Genomic DNA, 21,962 nt, shown 5'->3' on the forward strand with positions numbered 1-21,962 from the left:
GCGGACGGACCCGGCCACCGGCGGTCCGACGCGACCGGTCAGGCCGTGAGCTGCTCGCTGAGCTCCCACAACCGACGGGCGTCCCCGGGGTCGAGCATCGCGGAGTTCGCCATCGACGGGATGCTGTCCGCGGTCAGCGGCAGCACGGTGTCGTCGAGCTCGGCCACGTCGTTGTCCTTGAGGTAGACCCCGCCGACGCCGTCGAGGAACGGACTGGCCGCACCGAAGACGATCGTCGCGGCGCCCTGTTCGATCGTCTTCGTGCCCCGCTCCGGGTCGATGACCGTCGCGCCGTCCTCGTCCACGAGTCCCTGGGCGCGGTACGACTCGACCCGCTCGGGCGCGTGCGGTCCCGGCCCGATCACCACACCGGGGTGCACCGCGACGGCGCGGATCCCGTCCGGCGCGGACCGACGGTCGAGCTCGACCGTGAAGAGGACGTTCGCACGCTTCGACTGTCCGTACGCAGCCGCCGGGTCGTAGCCGGTGGCGAAGTCGACGTCGTCCCACCGGATCTCGCCGAACCGCGCCGCACCCGAGGTCACGGTGACGACCCGTGCTCCGGAGGCCGCCCGGAGCGCGGGGAGGAGCGCTCGGGTCAGTGCGAAGTGGCCGAGGTGCGTCGTCGAGAAGGCCAGCTCGTGGCCGCGCGCGTCGAGGCGGAGCGCCGGACTGAACAGCACGGCCGCGGTGTTCACGAGCATGTGGAGCGGACGTCCCGCGTCGAGCCACCGGGCCGCGAACGCCGCGATCGAGTCGGGGTCGACGAGGTCGAGCTGTTCCACCCGGACGCCGTCGGTGCCGGCGAGCACCGCGCGGGCTCGCTCCGGGTCCCGCGCCGCGACGGTGACGTCCGCACCGGCTGCGGCGAGCGCGCGGGTGGCCGCCGCCCCGAGTCGGCCGTGGCCGCCGGTGACGATCGCCGTCCGGCCGGAGAGGTCGACGTCCGCGAGGACGTCGCGGGCGGTGGACGCGGCGGTGAACGGGGTGCCGAGCGGCGCCTGCACGGAGGTCATGCGTCCATCCTGCACCCGACGAGTTCCGCCACCGCCGTCCCCCAACCCGTCGGGTCCTCGCCCGCCGGCACGAAGGCCGACGAGTACCAGAGCACGAGGACGTCCCACCACCGGTGCTCGTCGGCGGTGAGCGGGTCAACGGACTCGTACCCGGCGAGGAACTCCCGGCGCACCGACTCCGGGACCGGGCCCCAGTCGTGGAAGAGCGTGCCGAGCAGCACCGCGGAACGGGCGAGCTCGACGACCCGGTGGTCGAACCGGAGCTCTTCGAAGTCGAGCACGGCCACGATCTCGGACCGGGTGCAGAGGATGTTCGCCGCGCGGTAGTCGCCGTGCACGAGCTGCAGCGGGAGGTCGGCCGTCGGCGCGGTGTCGAGCATCCGTCGGAGGAGTCGCCGCGCGGACGTCGTCGACGGGTCCGGGTCCTGCCCGCCGTCCAGCCACCCGGACACCTGCTCGTGGAGCGACACGGGCGGGGGCGCGACGGCATCGTCTCGTCCGTCCTGCGGGAACTCCCGCATCGCGCCGTGCAACCGTGCGAGTACCGCCCCGGCCGCCTGGACCTGGGCGGGGTCATGGACGTCGAGCACGGTGCCCACGACGACGTCCTGGAGGCTCATCGAGACCCCGTCGGACACCACCTGGACCAGGCCGTCCCGGGTCGGCAGCGGACGCGACACCGGGAGCCCCCGGTCGCCGAGCCACGCGGTGAGCGCCGCCGCGACCTCGAGCCGCGCGAACCGTTCCGGCGCGACCGACCACTTCAGCACGGCGCGCCGCGATCCACCGCGGACCCAGGCGAGTGCGTTGCGGTCGCTCATCACGACACGATCGCACGCGTCGACCTGCACACCCCACCGGTCCGCGAGCACGCCGACGGCCCAGCGGCCGACCGCGCCCCGGTCGCCGAACCCGAACCGGGTGCGGAGGACCTCGTCCGGGTCGTCGCGCTCCCAGAGCATCTCGAGCGTCGTCACGGCGGTCAGACGGTCAGACGGTCATCGGCCGCGCGACGGCGACCTCGTCGTGCTCGACGAGCCACCGCACGGCCTCCAGCACCGTCTCGCCGGCCGTGTACCGCGGTGCGTAGCCGAGGAGACGCGCCGCCTTGTCGACGCTGACGGCGTGACTGCGGACGAGGTGCTCCCAGGAGGTGTCCGCCGCGTCGGCGCCGAGCTCGTCGCGGAACCGCTCCCACGACACGTGCTCGAGGACCGGCTCCAGCCCGAACCACGATGCGCCGAGCGTCGCGTACCCGCGGACGGTGAGCGCGTCCCTCGCGGTGACGAAGAAGTCCTCGCCGGCCGCGGCCTCGCGGTGCTCGACGGCGAGCTGGAACGCCTGCGCGACGTCGTCGGCGTGCACGTGCACCATGCTCTCCGCGCCGAGTCCGGGGACGAGCACGGTGCCGCCGGACGAGAGGGCCTGCCACACCCCGAGGTCGAGGTTGCCGATCGGCCCGATCGGGACCCAGCCGGGGCCGCTGATGTGCCCCGGGTGCAGAGAGGTCGTGACGAGCTCGCCGTCGGCATCCACGGCCTTGAGCATCCTGGCGATGCGGTCCTTCTCGACGCCGTACTCGCCGAAGGGCGGCGCGGAGTCCTGTTCCGTGACCGGCAGGACCCGGCTCGGACCGGCACGCCAGACCGAGCCGCAGTTGACCAGGTGCGCGACGTGCCCGCGGATGCCGGCGACGAGCTGGTCCGCCGACTCGAGGGTGAAGCAGACGAGGTCGATCACCACGTCGGGGCGCAGGCGGACGACCCGCTCGGCGAAGGTGCCGTCGCGGTCCTCCTGCTCACGGTCCGCGACGACCTGCTCGACCTGACGCCACTCCGGCGCGTCCGCGTAGGGAAGGCGGGTCCCGCGGCTGATGGTGACGACGTCGTGCCCGGCACGCACGAGGCGCGGCACGAGGAACGTCCCGATGTGACCACTACCGCCGATGACGAGGATGCGCATGGGTGCCACAGTACGGGTGCGCCGGTCCTGCGACCCAGCCGACGGATCACACCCTCGCCGTCAGAGCGCGGCGACGACGAGCCAGGCGACGATCGACGACCCGACGATCCGGATGCCCGTGGCCACGAGGACCCTGCCGCGCCACGTCGCGACGAACTCCGCGACCGCGACGACGAGCGCCGCGAGCGTCACGAGGACGACGGCGCCCGGGACGGGCTGCCCCACGACGCTCGCCCCGACCTGGGTGAACGCGATGATCCCCCACGGGACGATCCCGACCGCCGAACCGAACCCGAGTGCCGAGCGGTCCCCGGCTGGTGCCACACGTCCCGGTCCGCCGTCCTGCACCACGCCGAACAGCACGCCGGCCGAGGCGAGCGCGTAGACGCCGACGAGCGCGCCGACGTCCCGCACGCCGTTCGCCTGCGCGACGACGAAGACGGTGATCGGGGTGGTCAGGAGCGGGTCCACGAACCGGGTGCGTCCCCGGGGGAGGAACCGGGCGACCGCGATGAGACCGATCACCACGACCATCGCGGTGCCGAGGTCGACGTGCGACAGGGTGCGCGGCTCGCCGCCGACCGTCGTCGTGACCGCGCGTGTGGTGTGGTCGCCGAGGAGCACCCCGGCGACGAGGGCGACGGTCTGCACACCGAGCAGGACGCCGAGCAGGACCCGTCCCGATCGACGCCCACCCGCGGTCGACGCCGTCGCGCGTCCGCGGCGTTCCGGATCGGTCATGCGGACAGCCTAGGGACGCGTCTCCTCGACCGGTGGGCCCCAGGTGCGCTGTCGCCGGTCCATCCACGCCACGATGACCGTGTGCGGCGTCGTGAGTGCCGCGATGAGGATCAGGTACACGCCGAGGTCGACCCGTCGGAGCGCGACCCCGAGGACGACGAGCATCGCGACCGCGATCGCGGTGATCGGCCACGCCTGCCGGGCGAACCGGAGGAACGGTCGGAGGAGTTCGCGACGGCGGAGCTGTCCGGCAGCCACGGGGTCGAGGAGCTCGAGCCGGACGATGTGCCGGACGGCGTGCCACAGGGTGAAGTAGAGCCCGACGGCGAGGACCGGGGGCACGAGGGCGAAGAACGCCGCGAGGACGACGGTCTCGCCGACCTGGCGCGTCATCGTGGCCCCGGAGCGGTGCACCACGACCAGGTGCGCGACGAGCAGCACCACGACCACCGTGGCCGCGGCGATCCGGACCGCGGCCCCGACGTGGAGGGTCGGTGACGGATGCGCGCCGGTGCCGAGCAGCGCGGTGGTCCGGTCGACCACGGCCGCGTAGGCGTCGGGCTGGGTGGCGAGCGGGAGGATCATCGGGAGCGCCCCGCGGGCGGCCACGGTCACCACGGATCCGCCTCGACCGGTGGCGCCGTCGCCGAGCAGCCGGTCGACCCAGAGGTCGCCCTGCCCCCAGTGGAACCAGATGATCGCGATGAACGCGGCGAACCCCGCCGCGGGCGCGACGCACCACAGCGCGAACGTCGCCGCCCCGACGACCCCGTACACGGCGACGGCGATCACGATCGACCGAGTCCGGCCGGCGCGGCGATCGAGTCGGGCGATCACCAGGTGGTCGAGCGCACCGTGCGGGAGCCCGAACACCAGGATGCTCACCGCGAAGGGGATCAGCTGGGCGGCCATCGGCACCCGGGTGCCGGCGACGTCGAGCACCGCGCAGCCGATCGCGACCACCGCGAACGCGACGGTGACCGGGCGGAGGACGCGACCAGCGATCCACGACGTCTCCGCCCGTGGGAGCGCGGATGCCGTCCGCGGTCGTCGGCCGTCGGTCGCCGCGCTCATCGCCGCGACCGGCGGTCCCGCCGGTGCCTGGCCACCGCGTCGAGCCCGGTACGGACCAGCGCGGCGAGGAACGGCGCCTTCTGCAGCGCGAGCACGACACGGAGGTCGTCGAGGACCGACGAGCGCTCGGAGAGGAACCGCACCACGAGCGGCCCAGGCAGCGCCATCAGCCGACGGAACGCCTCCGGTGCTCGGCCAGGCCGGTCGCGGAGGAACCGGAGGAACACGGCGTCGAGGAACCGGGTCCGCGCCCGGTCCGTGAACGCAGGGACCGGGGATCCGGCGAGCAGGTGCGCCGCCACCGAGACCGCGTGACGGTTCGTCCGGGCGAAGCCGTAGCCGGTGCTCGGCCGCGTCGTCCCCTGGACCGCGGCCCCGGCCCACCCGTCGCTGTCCGTCTCCGGGGGCAGGTCGGTCATCGGGATGCATCCGCGCTCCTCCTCGGTCACGGTCCACGAGCCGGCCGGGAGGCCCCACCGACGCCCGACGTACGTCGCGATCGCGTCGCGGTGGTCGAGCGGGTCACGGCCGTCGGGCGTGAACAGGGTGCTCTCCACGAGCGCCTCGGTCGGGGAGACCGGCAGGACGTAGACGAAGTGGACCGGCCCGTCGTCCGGCTGCCCGGTGAAGTCCATCAGCGTCACGGTCCGGTGGTCGAACACCGGCCGGTCGGCCCTGATCCACTGCCCGACGAACCGCTGGTGCAGGAGCACCCGCCCGACGGTCGGCGCCGTGGGACACCGGGGCCCGCGGGCATCGAGCACCGTCGGTGCGTCGACGGTGCCGCAGGCCGTCACGACCCGCAGTCCCTCCGGGCCGGGCCCGACCGTCCGCACGGGCGTCCCGTCGACGATCCGGACCGCCCCGCGCTCGGCGAGTCGACGCTCGACCGCTCGTCGCCGGTCGGCCGCACGGACCAGCGTGTACGGATGCGCCGGATCGGAGCCGACGCTGCTCCCCCGGTCCGTGCGCACCTCCCATCGGATCCACGACGCGGACCGGGCTTCCGGGACGGGGTCGGAGCCGTCCTCCCACGAGCACCACGACCGCGTGTCGGCGTCTCGACGGCCCTCGATCACGACGACGTCGTGGTCTCCCGGCGTCTCGCCGATGGTGAGTGCGGTCGCGAGGCCGGCGCAGCCGCCCCCGACGATGACGACGTCCGCCGAGGTCGGCAGCGGTCCGAGCACCGCGGAGCGGCGCGCCGACCGGGTCGGCGCCCCGCTCCGCGGTGGGGTGTTCGTGGGATCAGCGACCAGCACGACGCTGGGTGCGGCCGTCGCGCGCCTCGGCGGCGGTCAGCTGCAGCACCGGGACGACGCCGCCGGACAGCTTCTCCGACGAGATCCACACCGCCTCCGGGAGCGTGTCGGTGCCGTCCTGCACGTCGATCGCGGAACGGATCTTCGCGATCTTGTGGATCATCGCGCCGAACCCGACCTTCGCGACGATGTCGGCTGCCGAGAGCACGACCTGCATCCAGGTGATGACCGCTCCGCCGTGGCCCCAGCCCTGGAGCCCGAACATGATCGGGTACGCCATCCACGTGACGACGAGCAGGATGCCCGCGTTGCGGAGGGTCGCGGCGGCCGGCGTCCCGGCGAGGTCCCGCTGCCCCTTGACGACGACGTAGATGACGAGGAGGTACAGCACCACCATGAACACGCCGGAGATGACACCCCAGAGCCAGAGCGCGCCCTCGCTCGTGCCCGAGTCGACGACGACGCCGCCGACGAACCCGGTGCTGATCATGAGGAACGCGGCACCGATGCCCACCGCGCGGAGCCGCCGCGCAGCCGCACCGACGAGCGTCGAGACGGCGAGGAGCTCGATCACGAGGAGCGGCACCGTGACCGTCCAGTCGAAGTACCGCGGCGCCCAGGACAGGATCGCGTCCGCGTTCGGCACCCACAGGTCACCGCGACGCACGTAGCCGAGTGCGAACTCGACGACGAGCAGGACGTAGGACAGGAAGGCGATCCCGGTGATGCACATCCCGGCGTGGATCCCGCCACGGTAGCGCCCGGTGACCTCCCCCGTGGACACCCACGACTTGACGAAGAAGGCGAACAACGCCAGGCCCGCGACGGACAGGGCATAGACGATGACGGAGTGTTCCGCCAACGTGAGCGTGGCGTTCCACGGGGCGAGCTTGTCGAGCATGAGAGACCTTCCGGGGGATGAGATGACATGACGGCACACGCTGACGACGCTCCCGAGCGGGAGGACGATCGGAGCTGGTGGCCGATGTCGACTCACCGGTCAGCGTGTGCTCGTCGAACGAACCACCCGCGTCCACACCCGGTGTCACCCCTGGGGGTGACGATGAGAGGAACTTCATGGTCACCCCGACCTGGGGACGGCGCCCGGGACTGGAGGCGCGGGGCGGGCGCGCCCCGTGCCTCCCGTCCGGGGCCTGCGAACGCGCTCAGCGACGCCGCACGTGCAGACCGTGCGCGCGGTGCGCGGCGCGCGCGAGCAGCACCTCCGCGGTCGCGAAGGCGGCGGCGACGCAGAGCTGGCGCACCACGAACCCGCGACGAGGCCAGCCGACGACGACCAGCGGGATCATCGACGCAGCATGGGCGATGTCGACCGCGGCGCCGAGCCGGTGCGCGTCGGGCCCACTGCTCCGTGCCGTGAGTGCCGCCTGGAGCAGTTGTCGCACGCCGAGGACGCGGTCGAACACCACGGTCGCCCGCGAGGACCGACCCGGGGCCACGACACCGCGCGCACCGAGCACCGCTCGGCAGACCTCGACGACCACGGCGCCGCCAGCTCCCCCGTTCACCGGCGGCGCAGCACCGACGTCGCGACCACCGCAGCGAGACCGGCCGTGGCGGCGAGGAGACCGTTGCCGAGACGACGGTGCTCGACCCACCAGGTCTGGGGCGACCACGCGTGCGCCGAGTCGTCGAAGATGCCGTGCGCACCGTGGTCGCCCGGTACGGGTTCGTACAGGTTGGCCGGCAGCATCGGCTCGTGCTTGTCCTCGGCCTGCTGCCCGGACACCAGCGTCTTCGCGGCGTACCAGTCGGCGAACCACGCCCAGGTGCGGTTGCCGACGATCGTGTACACCGTCGACTCCCCCACCCAGGTGCGGCGACGGGGCCGTTCGGCGACGGTGGCGATGGCGCGCGCACCGACCTCCGGCTGGTAGATCGGTGCGACGGGCTGCGGGTGGTGCGGGAGCTTCGACTTCACCCAGTTGAACTGGATCGTGTTGAGCGCCGGCATGTCGACGCGGGACACCTTGACGTTCGAGCCGTCGTGGATGAGCTCGCTGACGATCGACTCGGTGAACCCGACGATCGCGTGCTTCGACGCGCAGTACGCCGACTGGAGCGGGATGCCGCGGAACCCCAGGGCCGATCCGACCTGGATCACGTGCCCACGGTCCCGGGGCACCATCCGCCGGAGCGCGGCACGGGTCCCGTTCACGCACCCGAAGTAGGTCACCTGGACGGCGCGGGCGAAGTCCTCGGACGACGTGTCGAGGAACCGACCGAACACCCCGACCATGACGTCGTTCACCCACAGGTCGATCGGCCCGAGCTCCTGCTCGACACGGTCGGCGGCAGCCTCGACCTGCTGTTCGTCGGACACGTCCGCGATGAGTGCGAGCCCACGTCGACCGGCCTGCTCGACCTCCGCGACGGCGGCGTGCACGCCCTCCTCGCCGCGGGCGAGGACCGCGACGTCCCACCCGCGCGCGGCGAGCTCGCGGACCGTCGCCCGTCCCAGTCCGGCTGAGCCTCCGGTCACCACTGCTACTCGTGTCACGTCTGTTCCTCTCGGTCGTTGTGTTCAGCGTCCTCCGTCCGGAGCGCCGCTTCCTCGGAATGTGCGGCGAGGTGTCCCGACCCGGCCGGTACCGTCGGCGCATGACTGACGACCGTGGCGGGGACTTCCGCCGACAGGGTGGGTGGCTGCCGACGCAGGACGAGCTCGAACGCTGGATCGAGGGGCGGCGGGACAGCCTCCCCGAGCACGGGGACCGCGAGCTGCGCCCGTCGGTCCGGGCCTTCGCGGACATCGTCGACCACGACCCGGTGCTCCGGATGCTGGCCGTGCGGATGATCGACGAGGTCCCGCCGAGCAAGCCGTACCGCAAGCAGCACGTCGGCTCGTTCGACGAGCTCGTCCGCCTCGTCGACGACGTCGTGCGGAGTGCCCCGGCGTTCGGCGAGGGGAGCATGGTGTCGACGCCCCTCGCGGCGGTCCTGGACTGGACCATGGCGACCCCGAGCGGGTTCGCGTTCTACCGGGACCCGCGGGTGAACCGCGCGATGGGGGCGGTCCTCGACGAGTGGCGCGAGTTCCTCGACGGGCCGGGGTCGCTCGAGGTGCTGCACGATGGCCCGGACGGCTGGATGTCGCCCGAGGCGCGGCGTGTGGTCGGGATCGACGACTTCGAGCACGACCCGGACGCGGAGCACTGGGGGTTCTCGTCGTGGAACGACTTCTTCACCCGGGCGTTCCGTCCCGGTGCCCGGCCGGTCGAGGCTCCGGACGACGACGACGTGGTCACGAGCGCCTGCGAGTCGACGCCGTACCGGATCGCGCGCGACGTCCAGCGGCACGACGAGTTCTGGATCAAGTCGCAGCCGTACTCGCTCGAGGACATGTTGGCCCACGACGACAGCGTCGAGCAGTTCGTCGGCGGCACGGTGTACCAGGCGTTCCTGAGCGCCACGAACTACCACCGGTGGCACAGCCCCGTGCGCGGGACGGTCCGACGGGCGTTCGTGCAGTCCGGCACGTACTTCTCCGAGGCCGACTCCGAGGGCTCCGCGGCGCGTCAGCCACCGGAGTCGCAGGGGTACCTGGCGCACGTCGCCGCGCGCGCCATCGTCGTCATCGATGCCGACAACCCGGCGCTCGGCACCGTCGGGTTCGTCGCGGTGGGCATGATCGACGTCTCGTCCTGCGTCATCCGCGACGGCCTCGAGGGCATGCACGTCGACAAGGGCGAGGAACTCGGCGAGTTCCGGTTCGGCGGGTCGACGCACTGCCTGGTGTTCGAGCCCGGAGCCGTCGACGCGTTCGACGTCGACGCGATCCCGGCCGGGTCGTCGTCGTCGCTCGTCCGTCTCGGGCGCCGGATCGCCACGGCGCGCCACGACCGGCACGAGTAGGGGACGGGCCGCGCAGTACAAGGAGGGACGGGCCGGTCTCGCGCGGCAGGGGCGACGTCCGGCGTCATGGACGTCCGTGAGCGGTGCTGCTCCCAGGAGATGCTCCGGACACGAGGGCGTCCCGATCCGTAGCGTCGTGTCTCGAACGGACCACCCCGGTCCGGGCGGCGTGTCACCCCCGGGGTGCTTCCGGAAGGAGATCGCCCATGGCACGTCGAGTCCGAGTCGCCCTCGTCAACGACTACGAGCTCGTCCTCCGTGGACTGGCGGAGATGCTCCAACCCTTCACCGATCGCATCGAGATCGTCCAGCTCGACGCGCGTACCCGGGTCACCGACGACGTCGACGTCGCGTTGTACGACACGTTCGCGCAACCCGAGCCCGACGACGAGGACGTCTCGCGCCTGTCCGCGAACCCCCGGATCCGCACCGTGGCGGTCTTCACCTGGAAGATGGACCAGGACCTGATGGACGCGGCGGTCCGGCGCGGGGCGACGGGGTACTTCGCGAAGAGCCTCTCGGGAGCAGAGCTCGCCGACCGACTCCTGCGCGTCGCGGTCGGCGAGACCGTCGTCGACCCGCCGCAGCGGAAGGTACGGACGTCGGACGGGGTCGACTGGCCGGGCCGGACCATCGGCATCTCCGACCGGCAGTCCGAGATCCTGGCCCTCATCACCCAGGGGAAGCGCAACACCGAGATCGCCGAGCTCACCCATCTCAGCCTCAACACCGTGAAGTCGCACATCCGCACGCTCTACAGCAAGATCGGCGCGGGCAACCGGGTCGACGCGGTCCTGTGGGGCACCGAGCACGGCTTCCGCCCCGACCACCGCAGCATCGAACGATGACCCCGGAGTAGACAGGACCGCGTGGAACGGGATCACGACAGTCTGACGCGCCGGTCGCTCCTCGCCGGCGGGGTCGGCGCGACGGTCGTCGGCGCGCTCCTGGCCTGCAGCGACGCCGCGTCGGGACGACCGACCCCGTCGGCGTCCGGCACCGCGGGCCCCGCGTCGTGGTCCGCGCTCGCCGCCGCGACCAGGGGCGCACTCCTCCGCCCCGCGGCCTCCGGGTGGGATGCGGCACGGGTCCTGCGGAACCCGCGGTTCGACGACGCCGACCCCCGTGGGATCCTGCAGGTGGCCGACACCGACGACGTCGTGGCCGGTCTCGCCTTCGCACGGAACACCGACACCCCGGTCGCGCTCCGGTCCGGCGGCCATTCCTACACGGGGTGGTCCGCCGGCGGCGCCCCGGGCACCGGCGTCCCGCGGTCCCTCGTGATCAGCACCGCCGCACTCGACACCGTCACGCTCGGCGCGGACGGCTCGACGGTCACGATCGGTCCGGGTGCGCACCTGCTCGACGTGTACGAGCGGCTCGCCGCCGCCGGTCGGGCCATCGGCGCGGGGTCCTGTGCCACCGTCGGCATCGGCGGGCTGACGCTCGGCGGCGGCGTCGGCGTGCTGGTCCGCTCGTTCGGGCTGACCTGCGACCAGCTCACCGGTGTCACCCTGGTCACCGCCGACGGCACGGTGCACGAGGCCTCGGCGCAGCAGGACGCCGACCTGTTCTGGGCCTGTCGCGGTGGCGGCGGCGGGAGCGTCGGGGTCGTGACGTCGATGACCTTCCGGACGCAGGCGGCCCCGGACGTGCTCGTCTTCGCGCTCACGTTCCCCTGGAGCGCGGCGGCCGACGTCGTCGCCGCATGGCAGCGCTGGGCGCCGACCGCGGACGCGCACCTCTGGTCGTCGCTCAAACTGCTCGCCGGGTCGCAGCACGGGTCCGGTCCGGTCGTCGTCGTGTCCGGGACGTGGACCGGCACGAAGAGCGGTGCGGACGCGTCCGTCGACGGCTTCATCGCGGACGTCGGCACGCAGCCGTCGTCCCACGTCGCGACCGAGTCGAGCTACGCCGATGCCATGCGCGCCGAGGCGGGGACCGGTGCGCGCGTGTCGGAGTCCGCCACCTCGTCGATCGGTACGCAGCGGCTCACCGCGTCGCAGATCGGCACGCTGCTCGCCCAGGTGGAACGGGCCGGCGCGGTCGACGGGCTCGTCGAGGGCGGGGTCTCCCTCGACGCCCTCGGCGGTGCCGTCGGGCAGGTGGGTGCGTCCGACAGCGCGTTCCCGTGGCGGTCGGCGCTCTGGACCGCGCAGTACACCGCGACCTTCGCGGACGGCGCCGACCCGTCGCCCTTCGACGCGTCCGTGCGGGGGTTCCGCGCGGCGATGCGACCGGCCTGGGGGGACGCCGCGTACGCGAACTACTGCGACGCGGCCATCACCGACCCGTCCGCGTACTTCGGCGACAACACGGCGCGGCTGCGCCGGATCGTCCGGGCGGTCGACCCGGACGGCCGGTTCGCGCAGCCGCACTGGCTCTGACGACCACGAGCGAACGGGCCGCCCCGCGCGCCCGGTCAGACCGCGTCGAGCTCGACCCGCAGCGCCGCGACGAAGTCGTCGATGTCCTGCTCCGACGTGTCGAACGAGCACATCCAGCGCACCTCGTTCCGGCTCGCGTCCCAGTCGTAGAACCGGAAGTGCTGCCGCAGTCGGTCGGCGACGCCCGCCGGCAGCGTCGCGAAGACGCCGTTCGCCTGGGTCTCCTGGCTGAACCCGACGCCCGGCATGCTGCCGTCGGCGATGCCGGCCTCGATGACCGCGCGGAGCTTGGCGGCCATGGCGTTCGCGTGCCCCGCGGACCGCAGGTAGAGGTCGTCGGTGAGCAGCGCGATGAGCTGTGCCGAGACGAACCGCATCTTGCTCGAGAGCTGCATGTTCATCTTGCGGAGGTAGTGCAGGCCCTCGGATGCCCCCGGGTCGAGGACCACGATCGCCTCGCCGTAGAGCATGCCGTTCTTCGTGCCGCCGAAGCTCAGGACGTCGACCCCGGCGTCCGTGGTGAAGTCCCGGAGCGGGACCCCGAGCGAGGCGGCCGCGTTCGAGATGCGCGCCCCGTCCATGTGCAGCTTCATGCCGAGCGGGTGGACGTGGTCCGCGATCGCCCGGACCTCGTCCACCGTGTAGGCGGTCCCGAGCTCCGACGTCTGCGTGATCGACACCGCGAGCGGCTGCGGGCGGTGCTCGTCACCCCAGCCCCAGGCCTCGCGGTCGATGAGCTCGGGGGTGAGCTTGCCGTCCGGCGCCTCCACCGTGAGCAGCTTGATCCCCCCGACCCGTTCGGGAGCGCCGGCCTCGTCCGTGTGGATGTGCGCCGTCGCGGTGCACACGACGGCACCCCACCGCGGCAGCATCGACTGCAGGCTGACGACGTTCGCCCCGGTGCCGTTGAACACCGGGAACGCCTGCGCCTGCTCGCCGAAGTGCGCGGTGAAGACCTCCTGCAGACGCGCCGTGTAGACGTCCTCGCCGTAGGCGATCTGGTGGCCGTCGTTCGCGGCGGCGATCGCGGCGAGGATCTCGGGGTGGATGCCCGCGTAGTTGTCCGAGGCGAAGCCCCGCAGGTCCAGGTCGTGGAGTCGGAGGGTCACCGGACCATCCTAGGTTCCGCGTCGGCGCTGCCGTCGGACGGGCCGGCCGCGTCGGACGTGCCCGTGATCCCGGCCGTCGACGCGATCACGGCCGCCATCTTCTTGTTCAGCGCCTCGTAGAACATCGACAGCGGGAACTCGTCGTCGAGGACCGCGTCCGTGTAGCCCTTCGGCGGCCCGGCCAGCGTCTCGTCGGGCAGCCCGCGAGCCCACCGGGAGGCCGGGTGCGGCGTGAGCGTGCGGGTGAGCATCGCGTAGGCGGCGAGCCAGTGCGCCGCCTTCGGCCGGTCGATCGAGCGCCAGTACAGCTCGTTGATCTCGTCGCTCAGCGCGACGACGACGTCCGGCATCGCGGCCCAGTCGATCGTGAGCTGCGTGTCGGTCCAGTGCAGGACGCTGTGCTGGTGCATCCACGCGAACAGCAGCTGGCCGCCGAGTCCGTCGTAGTTCCGGACGCGGCTGCCGGTGATCGCGAAGCGGAAGACCCGGTCGAACACGACGGCGTACTGCACGAGCCGGGCGTGGTCGCGGATGTCGCGCTGCGCGTCGGAGAGCTCCGCGTCGGGCATCGCCGACAGCGTGCGCTCGAGCCGGACCGACTCGCGGAACGCCGTCAGGTCGCAGCGCAGCTCCTCGAGCGAGTACAGGAAGAACGGCATCCGCTGCTTGATCATGAACGGGTCGAACGGCAGGTCGCCGCGCATGTGGGAGCGGTCGTGGATGATGTCCCACATCACGAACACGCGCTCGGTGAGCTCCTGGTCGTCGAGCATCGCCGCGGCGTCGTCGGGCAGCTCGAGCTTGGTGATCGCCGCTGCGGCGCGGACGACGCGACGGTAGCGGGCCGCCTCGCGGTCCTGGAAGATCGCGCCCCAGGTGAACGTCGGGATCTCCCGCATCGCGACGGTCTCCGGGAACAGCACCGCGGAGTTCGTGTCGTACCCGGGGGTGAAGTCGACGAACCGCAGCGCGACGAACAGCTTGTTCCCGTGGTCGCCGGCCTCGAGCGCGGCGATGAACTCCGGCCAGATGACCTCGACGAGCACGGCCTCGACGAGCCGCGACGAGCTGCCGTTCTGCGTGTACATGGGGAACAGGACCAGGTGGCCGAGTCCGTCGACGCGGTGCTGCTGCGGCTGGAACGCGACCAGTGCGTCGAGGAAGTCGGGCACGCCGAAGCCCTGGGCCTCCCACCGCGCGAGGTCGCGCTGGACGGCGGTCAGGTACGCCGCGTCGTGTGGGAAGGACGGTGCCAGTTCGGCGACGGCCGGGAGGATCGTGGCGACGAGCCCGGACGCGGTCGCGTGGTCGGCGGGGTCGGGGACCGAGCCGTCGGCCGTCTGCAGTGCCTGCAGACCGACGACGGCGTCCTTGAGCCGGAGCCACGCGGGGTGGCCGGCGACGTCGCGCACGGTGCGGCGGTCCTCCACGACCTCGGGCTCTCCGACGATGGCGTCCTGCGTGTGGTCCTGGACGAACTGTGACATGTCGAAACTCCCGTCATGGGGTCGGCCGCGACGTCGCGGCGGGATCGTCCGCGGAGGGCGGAGCGTTCGTTCGAGCCTAGGGAAGATCGGTGGACGCAATGTTGCCCATCTCCGGCGGAATCCTGCGCCGTTCCGGGGTTCGCGCAACGCATCGAGGGCGTCGCGCACGGCTTCGACCGTCGCGGCACCGGGAGCTAGGATCGGTGGCATGGCGAAGGCGCAGGTCTGCGACACACGGTCGTGAGAGCACTGTTCAAGGCGGACGCGGCACCGGGACTGGTCATGGTCGATCGGCCGGAGCCGGTCCCCGCGGACGACGAGGTCAAGATCCGTGTGCTCCGGACCGGGATCTGCGGCACCGACCTGCACATCCGACGCTGGGACGACTGGGCCGCCTCGGCGGTCGCCGCCCCGCTCGTCCCCGGCCACGAGTTCTTCGGCGAGGTCGTCGAGGTCGGCTCGGCGGTCCGGGACGTCGCCGTCGGCGACCTCGTGTCCGGCGAGGGCCACATCGTGTGCGGCACGTGTCGGAACTGTCGCGCCGGGCGCCGCCAGATGTGCATCCGCACCAAGGGGCTCGGCGTGCAGCGCGACGGGGCGTTCGCCGAGTTCCTGACGCTCCCGGGCACGAACGTCTGGGTGCACCACGAGTCGATCGAGCCCGACGTCGGCGCGCTGTTCGACCCGCTCGGCAACGCAGTGCACACCGCCCTGGCGTTCCCGGTGATCGGCGAGGACGTCGTCGTCGCCGGCTGCGGGCCGATCGGGCTCATGGCGATCGCGGTCGCCCGGCACGCCGGTGCCCGGTTCGTCGTCGGCACGGACGTCAGCCCGAACCGGTTGTCGATGGCGCTCGGGATGGGTGCCGACCTCGGCGTCGACGTCCGCGGCGACGGCGCATCGGCGATCCGCGACGCACAGGAGCGCCTCGGCATGCGCGAGGGCTTCGACGTCGGCTTCGAGATGTCCGGCGCTCCGACCGCGCTGCCGTCGATGGTCGCGAACATGAACCACGGCGGACGGATCGCGATGCTCGGCCTGCCGTCCGGTCCGATCGCGGTCGACTGGGGCACGGTCGTGACGCACATGCTCACGGTGAAGGGCATCTACGGCCGCGAGATGTTCGAGACCTGGCAGGCCATGGGCACGATGCTGCAGACGAGCCAGGTGCTGCGCGACCGCATCGGGTCGATCGTGTCGGCCCGGTTCCCCGTGCGGGACTGGGTGCGGGCGTTCGACGTCGCGGCGAGCGCCGACGGCGGCAAGGTCATCATCGACTGGACGGAGATCTGATGTACGGCACCGCACTGCGCGAGCACCTGTCGACGGAGCTGGCCGACATCGAGGAGGCGGGGCTCACGAAACGCGAGCGGGGCATCACGACCCCGCAGCGCGCCGAGATCGATGCCGACGGGCGGGAACTGCTGAACTTCTGCGCGAACAACTACCTGGGCCTCGCCGACTCGCAGACCCTGGTCGACGCGGCCAAGGACGCCCTCGACCGCTGGGGGTACGGGATGGCGAGCGTCCGGTTCATCTGCGGGACGCAGGACCTGCACCTCGACCTCGAACGCCGGGTGTCGTCGTTCCTCGGGACCGAGGCGACGATCCTGTACTCGTCGTGCTTCGACGCGAACGGCGGTCTGTTCGAGGTGCTGCTCGGCGCTGACGACGCGATCGTCTCCGACGAACTGAACCACGCGTCGATCATCGACGGCATCCGGCTCAGCAAGGCCCAGCGGTACCGCTACCGGAACCGCGACATGCAGGACCTCGAAGCGCAGCTCGTCGCCGCACAGGACGCACGCTTCCGGGCGATCGTCACCGACGGCGTGTTCTCGATGGACGGTTCCATCGCACCCCTCCGCGAGATCTGCGACCTGGCCGACCGGTACGACGCGCTCGTCATCGTCGACGACTCGCACGCGGTCGGGTTCCTCGGCGAGCACGGCCGCGGCACCCCCGAGCACTGCGGCGTCGCGGACCGCGTCGACGTCTCCACCGGCACGTTCGGCAAGGCGCTCGGCGGGGCGTCGGGTGGGTACGTCGCCGCCCGGCAGGAGATCGTCGACCTGCTCCGGCAGCGCTCCCGGCCCTACCTGTTCTCGAACTCCCTGGCACCGGTGATCGTCGCCGGCACGGTCGCTGCACTCGACCTCATCGAGCACTCGGACGACGCGCGACGGCAGCTCACCGGGAACGCCGCCCTGTTCCGGGAGCTCATGACCGACGCCGGCTTCGACCTGCTGCCGGGTGCGCACCCGATCGTCCCGGTGATGTTCCACGACGCGGCACTGACCGCCCGGATCGCGACGGCGATGCAGGACCGCGGGATCTACGTGACGGCCTTCAGCTACCCCGTCGTGCCGAAGGGCCGGGCGCGCATCCGCGTCCAGCTCTCCGCGGCGCACACCGGGGAGCAGATCCGACGCTGCGTTGCGGCGTTCGTGGAGTCGCGCTCCGCGGTGGGCTGATGATGCCGGGCCGAGGGGCGCCCGGACACCGGGTCAGAACGCGGGGCGGGTGTCGTACACGGACATGAGCATGGCTGCGGTGAGCCGTGCGGCCCGTGCGGGTTGTGCCGTCTGCTGCACGGCCGACTCGACCCGCGCGCCCTCGATGAGCAATGACAGTCCCTGCGCGATGTGGGCGGGCATCCCGCCGCGCTCGCACACCAGGGTCAGGTGTCGTTCGACGTCGTCGAAGTGCTGCCGGGCGAGCTCGGCGATCGCGGCGTCCTGCCGGCCCAGTTCCGCGTGGCCGTTGATGAACGCGCAGCCCCGCCAGCCCTCGTCGGCGAAGCACTGCTCGAGGTAGCCGAAGATCGCGAGGACCTCGTCGCGGGGGTCGTCGGAGACGGCGGTGATGCGGTCGAGCGCCCGCCGCCACGATCCGTGCCACCGCTGCAGGACCGCGATCACCAGCGCCCGCTTGTCGGCGTAGGCCCTGGAGAGCTCGTCGAGCGTCAGTCCGGCGCGGTCCGCGATCTGCGGCATCGTGACCGGGCCGACACCGTGTTCGGTGAAGAGCGCGTCTGCGGCTCCGGACGCGGCGCGTTGCGGAGCCGTCTCCCGGGTGGTGGGCGTGAGCGTGAGCTGTGTCATGTCCTGGTGCTGTCGGTGCTTCCTGCGCCGGTCGAGGTCGATCGGCGTCGGGCGGGGGCGACGGAGGTCAGGCCACCGCGAAGAAGTCAGCGTACGACGGTTCGGCCGGGACGTGCGCGACGGCGCCGACGCGCTCGTTGACCATCGCCTCGAGCGCGGCCGGCGGGATGAGGCCGCGGCGACGCCACTCGATCGGGTCCTGGCGGAGCTCGGCGAGGTTGTGGAGGTTACTCATGGGGGCGGTCCTGTTCGGAGAGGAGTGCGGTCATGTCGATCGACTGCGTGGTGACGTCGTCGAAGGTGAGCACGGGGGTGTTCATGCGGTGAGGGCGAGGACGACCGCGGCGGAGGCGGCGACGGTGACCCCGAGGATCCCGGTGCTGAGTGCCGCGACCTGCAGCGCGTGCTGGCGGTGGGCTTCGCGGATCTCGCTGAACAGGCTGTGCTGCGCTTCGCGGCGCCACCGCAGCGAGACCGCGTCGTGCGCAACGGTCGGTGCGGCCTGGAACTCGGTTGCGGAGATCGTGCTCACGGGGTGTCCTTCGTCTTGGTGGCTCCGGACGATGGACGTCGGGGCCGATGTCATGACCGTACGGCGGGAGCGAGCCGGGGACGGTGCCGGTGCGGAGGGTCGTCGCTTCGCGGATGTCCGGGTGGCGCCACGGTGTCGATGAGTGGACATCACCCCGGCCGCTCCGACACAATGACCGCGAGCCCCATGACCGACACCCCGCCGATCCGCGTGCACGAAGACGCCCAGAGCACCGACCTCGACGTCGCTCGTGACGTCCTCGCGGCGGCGTACGCCGGCATCGAGTGGCGCGCTGACCAGACGCAGCTGCCGTTCGCGTTCCGGTACACGGCCGTCGGTGATGCGGCGATGACGCTGCGTACGGTCCGCTTCGACGGGCACATCGACGGGGTGATGACGCCGTCGCAGGACTTCGTCGTGCAGTGGACCACCCGCGGGACCGCGACCATCGGCACGGGCGACGACCAGATCCGGATGGAACCGGGACTTCCCCAGCTCTGGCCCCAGCAGGGTGCGGCGTTCTCGTACGACGACTACGACCAGCGGACCGTGCAGATCAACCGCTCGGCACTCGAGGAGGTCGCCGGCGAGCGCGGCACCGTCGCCACCCCGCTGCGGCTGGACCACACCGTCCGACCCGACGACCGGGCGCTCCAGGTGTGGCGGAGCAGCGTGCAGCTGATCTCGCACACCGTGTTGGACCGGCACTCGTCACCGCTCCTCCAGGCCGAGATGGGCCGGCTCGGCGCGCTGGCGCTCCTGGAGCTGTACCCGGTGGTGTCCGCGTCGTTGCCGGGCGAGCTCCTCCTGCCGAGGAACGCGCACATCCGGCAGGCAGTCGAGTACGTGCACGAGCACGCGCACCTGCCGATCACGAGTTCGGACATCGCCCAGGTCGCGAACCTCAGCCTCCGGGCGCTCCAGCACGCGTTCCAACGGTCGTTCGCGATGAGCCCGAACGCCTACATCCGGCAGGTGCGGCTCGACCGGGTCCGCGACGCGCTCGTGGCCGGTGATCCCCGGACGACGAACATCGCCGACGTCGCCCGCCACTGGGGGTTCGCGCACGCCGGCCGGTTCTCGAGTGCGTACCTCGAGCGACACGGCGAGTACCCGCGGGAGACGCTCCGCCGGAGCTGACCGCTGCCGGGCCCGGCCGACACCGGTCGGGAGGCGCGGTGCCGGACAGCGGTCGGGCCTCCCGTCCGGCAGACGGAACCGTGGTGCGTCTGCCAGGCTGACGCCATGGGACGTCGAGTCGAGTGGGCCGAGGGCACGTGGACGCACGCACCGGTCGCGACCGTGGAGCACGACGGCGACCTCGACGTCACGGCGGCGTCCGGCAGCGATGCCTGGCGCCTGACGTCCTACGGGTTCGTCCACGATTCCGAACACGCCCTGACGGCACCGTTCGAGGACGGCTCCGCGGTCGAGGTCGAGTTCACCGCCGGGCTGACGGAGCAGTTCGACCAGGCCGGCGTCTTCGTCCGGGCCGGCGCCGACCACTGGGTGAAGACCGGCGTCGAGTTCGCCGACGGGGTCCCGCAGGTCGGCGCGGTCGTGACGGCACCGCAGTCGGACTGGTCGGTCGCGCCGTGTCCGGACTGGGCGGGACAGCGTGTCCGCGTGCGGGTCAGCTGGGCGGACGGTGCGCTCACGATGCGTGCCGGCCTGGCGAACGGGCCGCTCCAGCTCGTCCGCGTGGCACCGTTCCTCCCGCGCTCGGCGGTGACCGCCGGGCCGTTCGTGTGCGCACCGACCCGCGCCGGGCTGACGGTCCGGTTCCACGCGTGGACGGTCGGACCCGCGGATCTGGCGCTCCACGGCGACGGCGACTGACCCCGGTCGGCCCGACCATCCGGGATGCGCACTGTCCCCCGTTCTGGACCTGGACGAACGGAACGGTGTCCGGTGTGGTTGAGCCGTGACGACACACAACCCCACGGGCACCCTCGACGCCAGCGTCTTCGCGCGGGCCGCGATCATCCGGGCGTCGATCCGGATGTTCCGCGCACACGCGTTCCACGAAGCGACCTTCGAGCTCTTGGCGGCGACCGCGGACCTCCCGGTCGAGGACGTCCGCCGTCAGTTCCCGTCCTGGGACGGACTCGTGCTCGCGACGATCGACCGGTGGAACGAGGAACGGATGGCGTCGATCCTCCCGCTCCTCGGTGCCTACGGCACCGTCCGGTTCCTCCGCGGGATCGTCGCGGCCAACGTCGCCGACCCGGCACTCATGCGGATGCTCTCCGCCACCGTCAACATCGCCGCGACACCGGACCACCCGATGGCGCCGCACCTGCGGGGACGGTGGTACCAGTTCCAGCTCATGGTGCAGAAAGGCCTCGAGCAGGACATCATCGAGGGTCGCGAGCCCCCGACGATGCAGCCGCCCCGCGGAGCCGAACAGCTCATCGCCCTCTACGAGGGACTCCAGTTGCAGTCGATGGTCCGGCCGGAGATGGACCTCATGGACGCGTACGACCGCGCGGTGACCCGGCTCCGCGAAGGGTGGAAGCAGGCGTACATCCGGCCCGTCTGGGAGCTCGACCTGACGAGCTGACCGTGCGCGGTCACGGGGGCGGAGGAACGTCGGCGATCCGGAACGGGGTACATCGAAATCCTGCGAGGTCCCCCAAAAGACCGACATGATCGATCCCGAGGGTGTTGTCTTGTCCTCAGCAGATCCCCTGCTGACACGGACCGGGGCGACGACCCCGAGGAGATGGAACGCACATGACCGGCACCCCGCGGGCAACCACCGTCGACCGACCGACCTCGGGGCCGAAGCACTGTCTGACCGTGGACGAGGAACCCTTCGGTTCGGACGACGCGGTCCGGCTCCGGACCGTCGCACGACTCGAGCGCGCGCAGCTCGGTGCCGAACGCGTCGCGATCGATCCGCAGGACGCCCCGGCGCGGATCGCTTCCCACCTGATCGTCCGTGACCGGTCCGGAGCACCGATCGGGTGCGCCGCACTCGTGGCCGTGGACGACGGCGTGTTCGAGATCCACCGCTTCTACGTGCGGTTCGACTCGCGCGGACTCGGGGCCGGCAAGGTCCTGCTCGAGGCGCTCGAACAGCGTGCGATCGCACTCGGCGGCGGTGCGACGGTCATCGAGACCACGCCGTCGCTCCCCGACACGGTCTCGTTCCTGACGCGGAGCGGCTACCGTCAGATCGCTCTGTGGGGTCCGTACGTCGGACGCCCGACTTCGATCTGCTTCTCGAAGGTCTTGTGACCGGATCCCCGCACGGCGGAGGATGCGAAAAGCGCACCGACCTCGTGGCCCGGTCGTCCCGCGGGTAATTTGTGGTCTGTTCCAGGTCGTCAGACCTGGCCGGCTTCCCCGTTGCCGGCGGCGCGCACAGTTCTGTGTAGTCGAACGCAAGCGCCCTCCGAGGACCCGA

23 protein-coding genes are annotated in these 21,962 nt (G+C 72.0%); 9 read left to right on the forward strand and 14 right to left on the reverse strand.

The window, feature by feature from the left end:
* Positions 1-38 precede the first annotated feature (38 nt).
* From ACO0E0_RS14520 to ACO0E0_RS14560, 9 genes are all read right to left on the reverse strand, one after another.
* Positions 39-1,016 carry an SDR family NAD(P)-dependent oxidoreductase gene (locus ACO0E0_RS14520; RefSeq protein ID WP_422872159.1) on the reverse strand — a complete coding sequence of 326 codons (978 nt, stop codon included), beginning with the start codon at positions 1,014-1,016 and terminating at the stop codon, positions 39-41.
* Positions 1,013-1,993, reverse strand: a complete 981-nt coding sequence (locus ACO0E0_RS14525) for a phosphotransferase (RefSeq protein WP_422872160.1) — start codon at positions 1,991-1,993, stop codon at positions 1,013-1,015. Before ACO0E0_RS14525 ends, ACO0E0_RS14520 begins: the two co-directional genes overlap by 4 nt.
* A 13-nt stretch (positions 1,994-2,006) precedes the next feature.
* A complete protein-coding gene (locus tag ACO0E0_RS14530) occupies positions 2,007-2,978 on the reverse strand; it encodes an NAD-dependent epimerase/dehydratase family protein (protein WP_422872161.1) in 972 nt (323 codons plus the stop codon).
* 60 nt (positions 2,979-3,038) lie between these two features.
* Positions 3,039-3,719 (reverse strand): hypothetical protein, encoded by a 681-nt coding sequence (locus ACO0E0_RS14535; protein WP_422872162.1) that lies wholly within the window; start codon positions 3,717-3,719, stop codon positions 3,039-3,041.
* A 9-nt stretch (positions 3,720-3,728) separates the two neighbouring features.
* A complete protein-coding gene (locus ACO0E0_RS14540) occupies positions 3,729-4,793 on the reverse strand; it encodes a Brp/Blh family beta-carotene 15,15'-dioxygenase (protein ID WP_422872163.1) in 1,065 nt (354 codons plus the stop codon).
* Positions 4,790-6,055: a lycopene cyclase family protein gene (locus ACO0E0_RS14545; RefSeq protein ID WP_422872164.1), complete on the reverse strand. Its 1,266-nt coding sequence runs from the start codon at positions 6,053-6,055 to the stop codon at positions 4,790-4,792. Before ACO0E0_RS14545 ends, ACO0E0_RS14540 begins: the two co-directional genes overlap by 4 nt.
* On the reverse strand, positions 6,042-6,956 hold the full coding sequence (locus tag ACO0E0_RS14550) for a bacteriorhodopsin (RefSeq protein ID WP_422872165.1): 915 nt from the start codon (positions 6,954-6,956) through the stop codon (positions 6,042-6,044). Before ACO0E0_RS14550 ends, ACO0E0_RS14545 begins: the two co-directional genes overlap by 14 nt.
* A gap of 265 nt (positions 6,957-7,221) precedes the next feature.
* Positions 7,222-7,584, reverse strand: coding sequence for a hypothetical protein (locus ACO0E0_RS14555; protein WP_422872166.1), 363 nt, complete (start codon positions 7,582-7,584; stop codon positions 7,222-7,224).
* Positions 7,581-8,576: an SDR family oxidoreductase gene (locus ACO0E0_RS14560; RefSeq protein ID WP_422872167.1), complete on the reverse strand. Its 996-nt coding sequence runs from the start codon at positions 8,574-8,576 to the stop codon at positions 7,581-7,583. Before ACO0E0_RS14560 ends, ACO0E0_RS14555 begins: the two co-directional genes overlap by 4 nt.
* A 101-nt stretch (positions 8,577-8,677) precedes the next feature.
* On the opposite strand from ACO0E0_RS14560, the gene ACO0E0_RS14565 reads away from it, so the two are divergent.
* The 3 genes from ACO0E0_RS14565 to ACO0E0_RS14575 all read left to right on the forward strand — a co-directional run bounded on the left by ACO0E0_RS14565 (position 8,678) and on the right by ACO0E0_RS14575 (position 12,318).
* Positions 8,678-9,931: a phosphatidylserine decarboxylase family protein gene (locus tag ACO0E0_RS14565; protein ID WP_422872168.1), complete on the forward strand. Its 1,254-nt coding sequence runs from the start codon at positions 8,678-8,680 to the stop codon at positions 9,929-9,931.
* A 206-nt stretch (positions 9,932-10,137) separates the two neighbouring features.
* Entirely contained in the window at positions 10,138-10,779 is a 642-nt protein-coding gene (locus tag ACO0E0_RS14570; RefSeq protein WP_422872169.1) for a response regulator transcription factor, read from the forward strand.
* A gap of 21 nt (positions 10,780-10,800) precedes the next feature.
* Positions 10,801-12,318: an FAD-binding oxidoreductase gene (locus ACO0E0_RS14575; protein WP_422872170.1), complete on the forward strand. Its 1,518-nt coding sequence runs from the start codon at positions 10,801-10,803 to the stop codon at positions 12,316-12,318.
* Positions 12,319-12,353: 35 nt separating this feature from the next.
* Here the strand turns inward: ACO0E0_RS14575 and ACO0E0_RS14580 are convergent, their stop codons facing one another.
* Together ACO0E0_RS14580 and ACO0E0_RS14585 are read right to left on the reverse strand one after the other, a co-directional pair.
* Positions 12,354-13,427, reverse strand: coding sequence for a threonine aldolase family protein (locus ACO0E0_RS14580; protein ID WP_422872171.1), 1,074 nt, complete (start codon positions 13,425-13,427; stop codon positions 12,354-12,356).
* Positions 13,424-14,914 carry a DUF6421 family protein gene (locus ACO0E0_RS14585; RefSeq protein ID WP_422872172.1) on the reverse strand — a complete coding sequence of 497 codons (1,491 nt, stop codon included), beginning with the start codon at positions 14,912-14,914 and terminating at the stop codon, positions 13,424-13,426. The genes ACO0E0_RS14580 and ACO0E0_RS14585 overlap by 4 nt, the downstream gene beginning before the upstream one ends.
* Positions 14,915-15,154: 240 nt before the next feature.
* Here ACO0E0_RS14585 and tdh point away from each other — a divergent pair, with 240 nt between their 5' ends.
* Together tdh and ACO0E0_RS14595 are read left to right on the forward strand one after the other, a co-directional pair.
* Entirely contained in the window at positions 15,155-16,207 is a 1,053-nt protein-coding gene (gene tdh, locus ACO0E0_RS14590; RefSeq protein WP_422872173.1) for an L-threonine 3-dehydrogenase, read from the forward strand.
* Positions 16,207-17,388, forward strand: coding sequence for a glycine C-acetyltransferase (locus ACO0E0_RS14595; RefSeq protein WP_422872174.1), 1,182 nt, complete (start codon positions 16,207-16,209; stop codon positions 17,386-17,388). The genes tdh and ACO0E0_RS14595 overlap by 1 nt, the downstream gene beginning before the upstream one ends.
* Positions 17,389-17,421: 33 nt before the next feature.
* Here the strand turns inward: ACO0E0_RS14595 and ACO0E0_RS14600 are convergent, their stop codons facing one another.
* The 3 genes from ACO0E0_RS14600 to ACO0E0_RS14610 all read right to left on the reverse strand — a co-directional run bounded on the left by ACO0E0_RS14600 (position 17,422) and on the right by ACO0E0_RS14610 (position 18,550).
* Complete coding sequence (locus tag ACO0E0_RS14600; RefSeq protein ID WP_422872175.1) at positions 17,422-18,018, reverse strand: TetR/AcrR family transcriptional regulator; 597 nt, start codon at positions 18,016-18,018, stop codon at positions 17,422-17,424.
* Positions 18,019-18,085: 67 nt separating this feature from the next.
* Positions 18,086-18,253, reverse strand: a complete 168-nt coding sequence (locus ACO0E0_RS14605) for a hypothetical protein (protein WP_422872176.1) — start codon at positions 18,251-18,253, stop codon at positions 18,086-18,088.
* Between the two features lie 81 nt (positions 18,254-18,334).
* Positions 18,335-18,550 carry a hypothetical protein gene (locus tag ACO0E0_RS14610; protein WP_422872177.1) on the reverse strand — a complete coding sequence of 72 codons (216 nt, stop codon included), beginning with the start codon at positions 18,548-18,550 and terminating at the stop codon, positions 18,335-18,337.
* A gap of 186 nt (positions 18,551-18,736) precedes the next feature.
* Between ACO0E0_RS14610 and ACO0E0_RS14615 the strand changes: the two genes are divergently transcribed.
* The 4 genes from ACO0E0_RS14615 to ACO0E0_RS14630 all read left to right on the forward strand — a co-directional run bounded on the left by ACO0E0_RS14615 (position 18,737) and on the right by ACO0E0_RS14630 (position 21,793).
* Positions 18,737-19,690 carry a helix-turn-helix transcriptional regulator gene (locus tag ACO0E0_RS14615; protein ID WP_422872178.1) on the forward strand — a complete coding sequence of 318 codons (954 nt, stop codon included), beginning with the start codon at positions 18,737-18,739 and terminating at the stop codon, positions 19,688-19,690.
* Positions 19,691-19,795: 105 nt separating this feature from the next.
* Positions 19,796-20,389 (forward strand): DUF1349 domain-containing protein, encoded by a 594-nt coding sequence (locus ACO0E0_RS14620; protein WP_422872179.1) that lies wholly within the window; start codon positions 19,796-19,798, stop codon positions 20,387-20,389.
* Between the two features lie 85 nt (positions 20,390-20,474).
* Positions 20,475-21,113 (forward strand): TetR/AcrR family transcriptional regulator, encoded by a 639-nt coding sequence (locus ACO0E0_RS14625; protein WP_422872180.1) that lies wholly within the window; start codon positions 20,475-20,477, stop codon positions 21,111-21,113.
* Positions 21,114-21,286: 173 nt separating this feature from the next.
* A complete protein-coding gene (locus ACO0E0_RS14630) occupies positions 21,287-21,793 on the forward strand; it encodes a GNAT family N-acetyltransferase (RefSeq protein WP_422872181.1) in 507 nt (168 codons plus the stop codon).
* Positions 21,794-21,962 lie beyond the last annotated feature (169 nt).

Source organism: Curtobacterium phyllosphaerae (assembly GCF_049341865.1).
Lineage (GTDB): Bacteria > Actinomycetota > Actinomycetes > Actinomycetales > Microbacteriaceae > Curtobacterium > Curtobacterium phyllosphaerae.

Excerpts from the sequence above, each read along its gene's own strand:
- ACO0E0_RS14520 (WP_422872159.1), bottom strand. The coding sequence starts at position 1,016 with ATGACCTCCGTGCAGGCGCCGCTCGGCACCCCGTTCACCGCCGCGTCC.
- ACO0E0_RS14530 (WP_422872161.1), bottom strand. The coding sequence starts at position 2,978 with ATGCGCATCCTCGTCATCGGCGGTAGTGGTCACATCGGGACGTTCCTC.
- ACO0E0_RS14535 (WP_422872162.1), bottom strand. The coding sequence starts at position 3,719 with ATGACCGATCCGGAACGCCGCGGACGCGCGACGGCGTCGACCGCGGGT.
- ACO0E0_RS14540 (WP_422872163.1), bottom strand. The coding sequence starts at position 4,793 with ATGAGCGCGGCGACCGACGGCCGACGACCGCGGACGGCATCCGCGCTC.
- ACO0E0_RS14550 (WP_422872165.1), bottom strand. The coding sequence starts at position 6,956 with ATGCTCGACAAGCTCGCCCCGTGGAACGCCACGCTCACGTTGGCGGAA.
- ACO0E0_RS14565 (WP_422872168.1), top strand. The coding sequence starts at position 8,678 with ATGACTGACGACCGTGGCGGGGACTTCCGCCGACAGGGTGGGTGGCTG.
- ACO0E0_RS14570 (WP_422872169.1), top strand. The coding sequence starts at position 10,138 with ATGGCACGTCGAGTCCGAGTCGCCCTCGTCAACGACTACGAGCTCGTC.
- ACO0E0_RS14585 (WP_422872172.1), bottom strand. The coding sequence starts at position 14,914 with ATGTCACAGTTCGTCCAGGACCACACGCAGGACGCCATCGTCGGAGAG.
- ACO0E0_RS14595 (WP_422872174.1), top strand. The coding sequence starts at position 16,207 with ATGTACGGCACCGCACTGCGCGAGCACCTGTCGACGGAGCTGGCCGAC.
- ACO0E0_RS14600 (WP_422872175.1), bottom strand. The coding sequence starts at position 18,018 with ATGACACAGCTCACGCTCACGCCCACCACCCGGGAGACGGCTCCGCAA.
- ACO0E0_RS14605 (WP_422872176.1), bottom strand. The coding sequence starts at position 18,253 with ATGAGTAACCTCCACAACCTCGCCGAGCTCCGCCAGGACCCGATCGAG.
- ACO0E0_RS14615 (WP_422872178.1), top strand. The coding sequence starts at position 18,737 with ATGACCGACACCCCGCCGATCCGCGTGCACGAAGACGCCCAGAGCACC.
- ACO0E0_RS14620 (WP_422872179.1), top strand. The coding sequence starts at position 19,796 with ATGGGACGTCGAGTCGAGTGGGCCGAGGGCACGTGGACGCACGCACCG.
- ACO0E0_RS14630 (WP_422872181.1), top strand. The coding sequence starts at position 21,287 with ATGACCGGCACCCCGCGGGCAACCACCGTCGACCGACCGACCTCGGGG.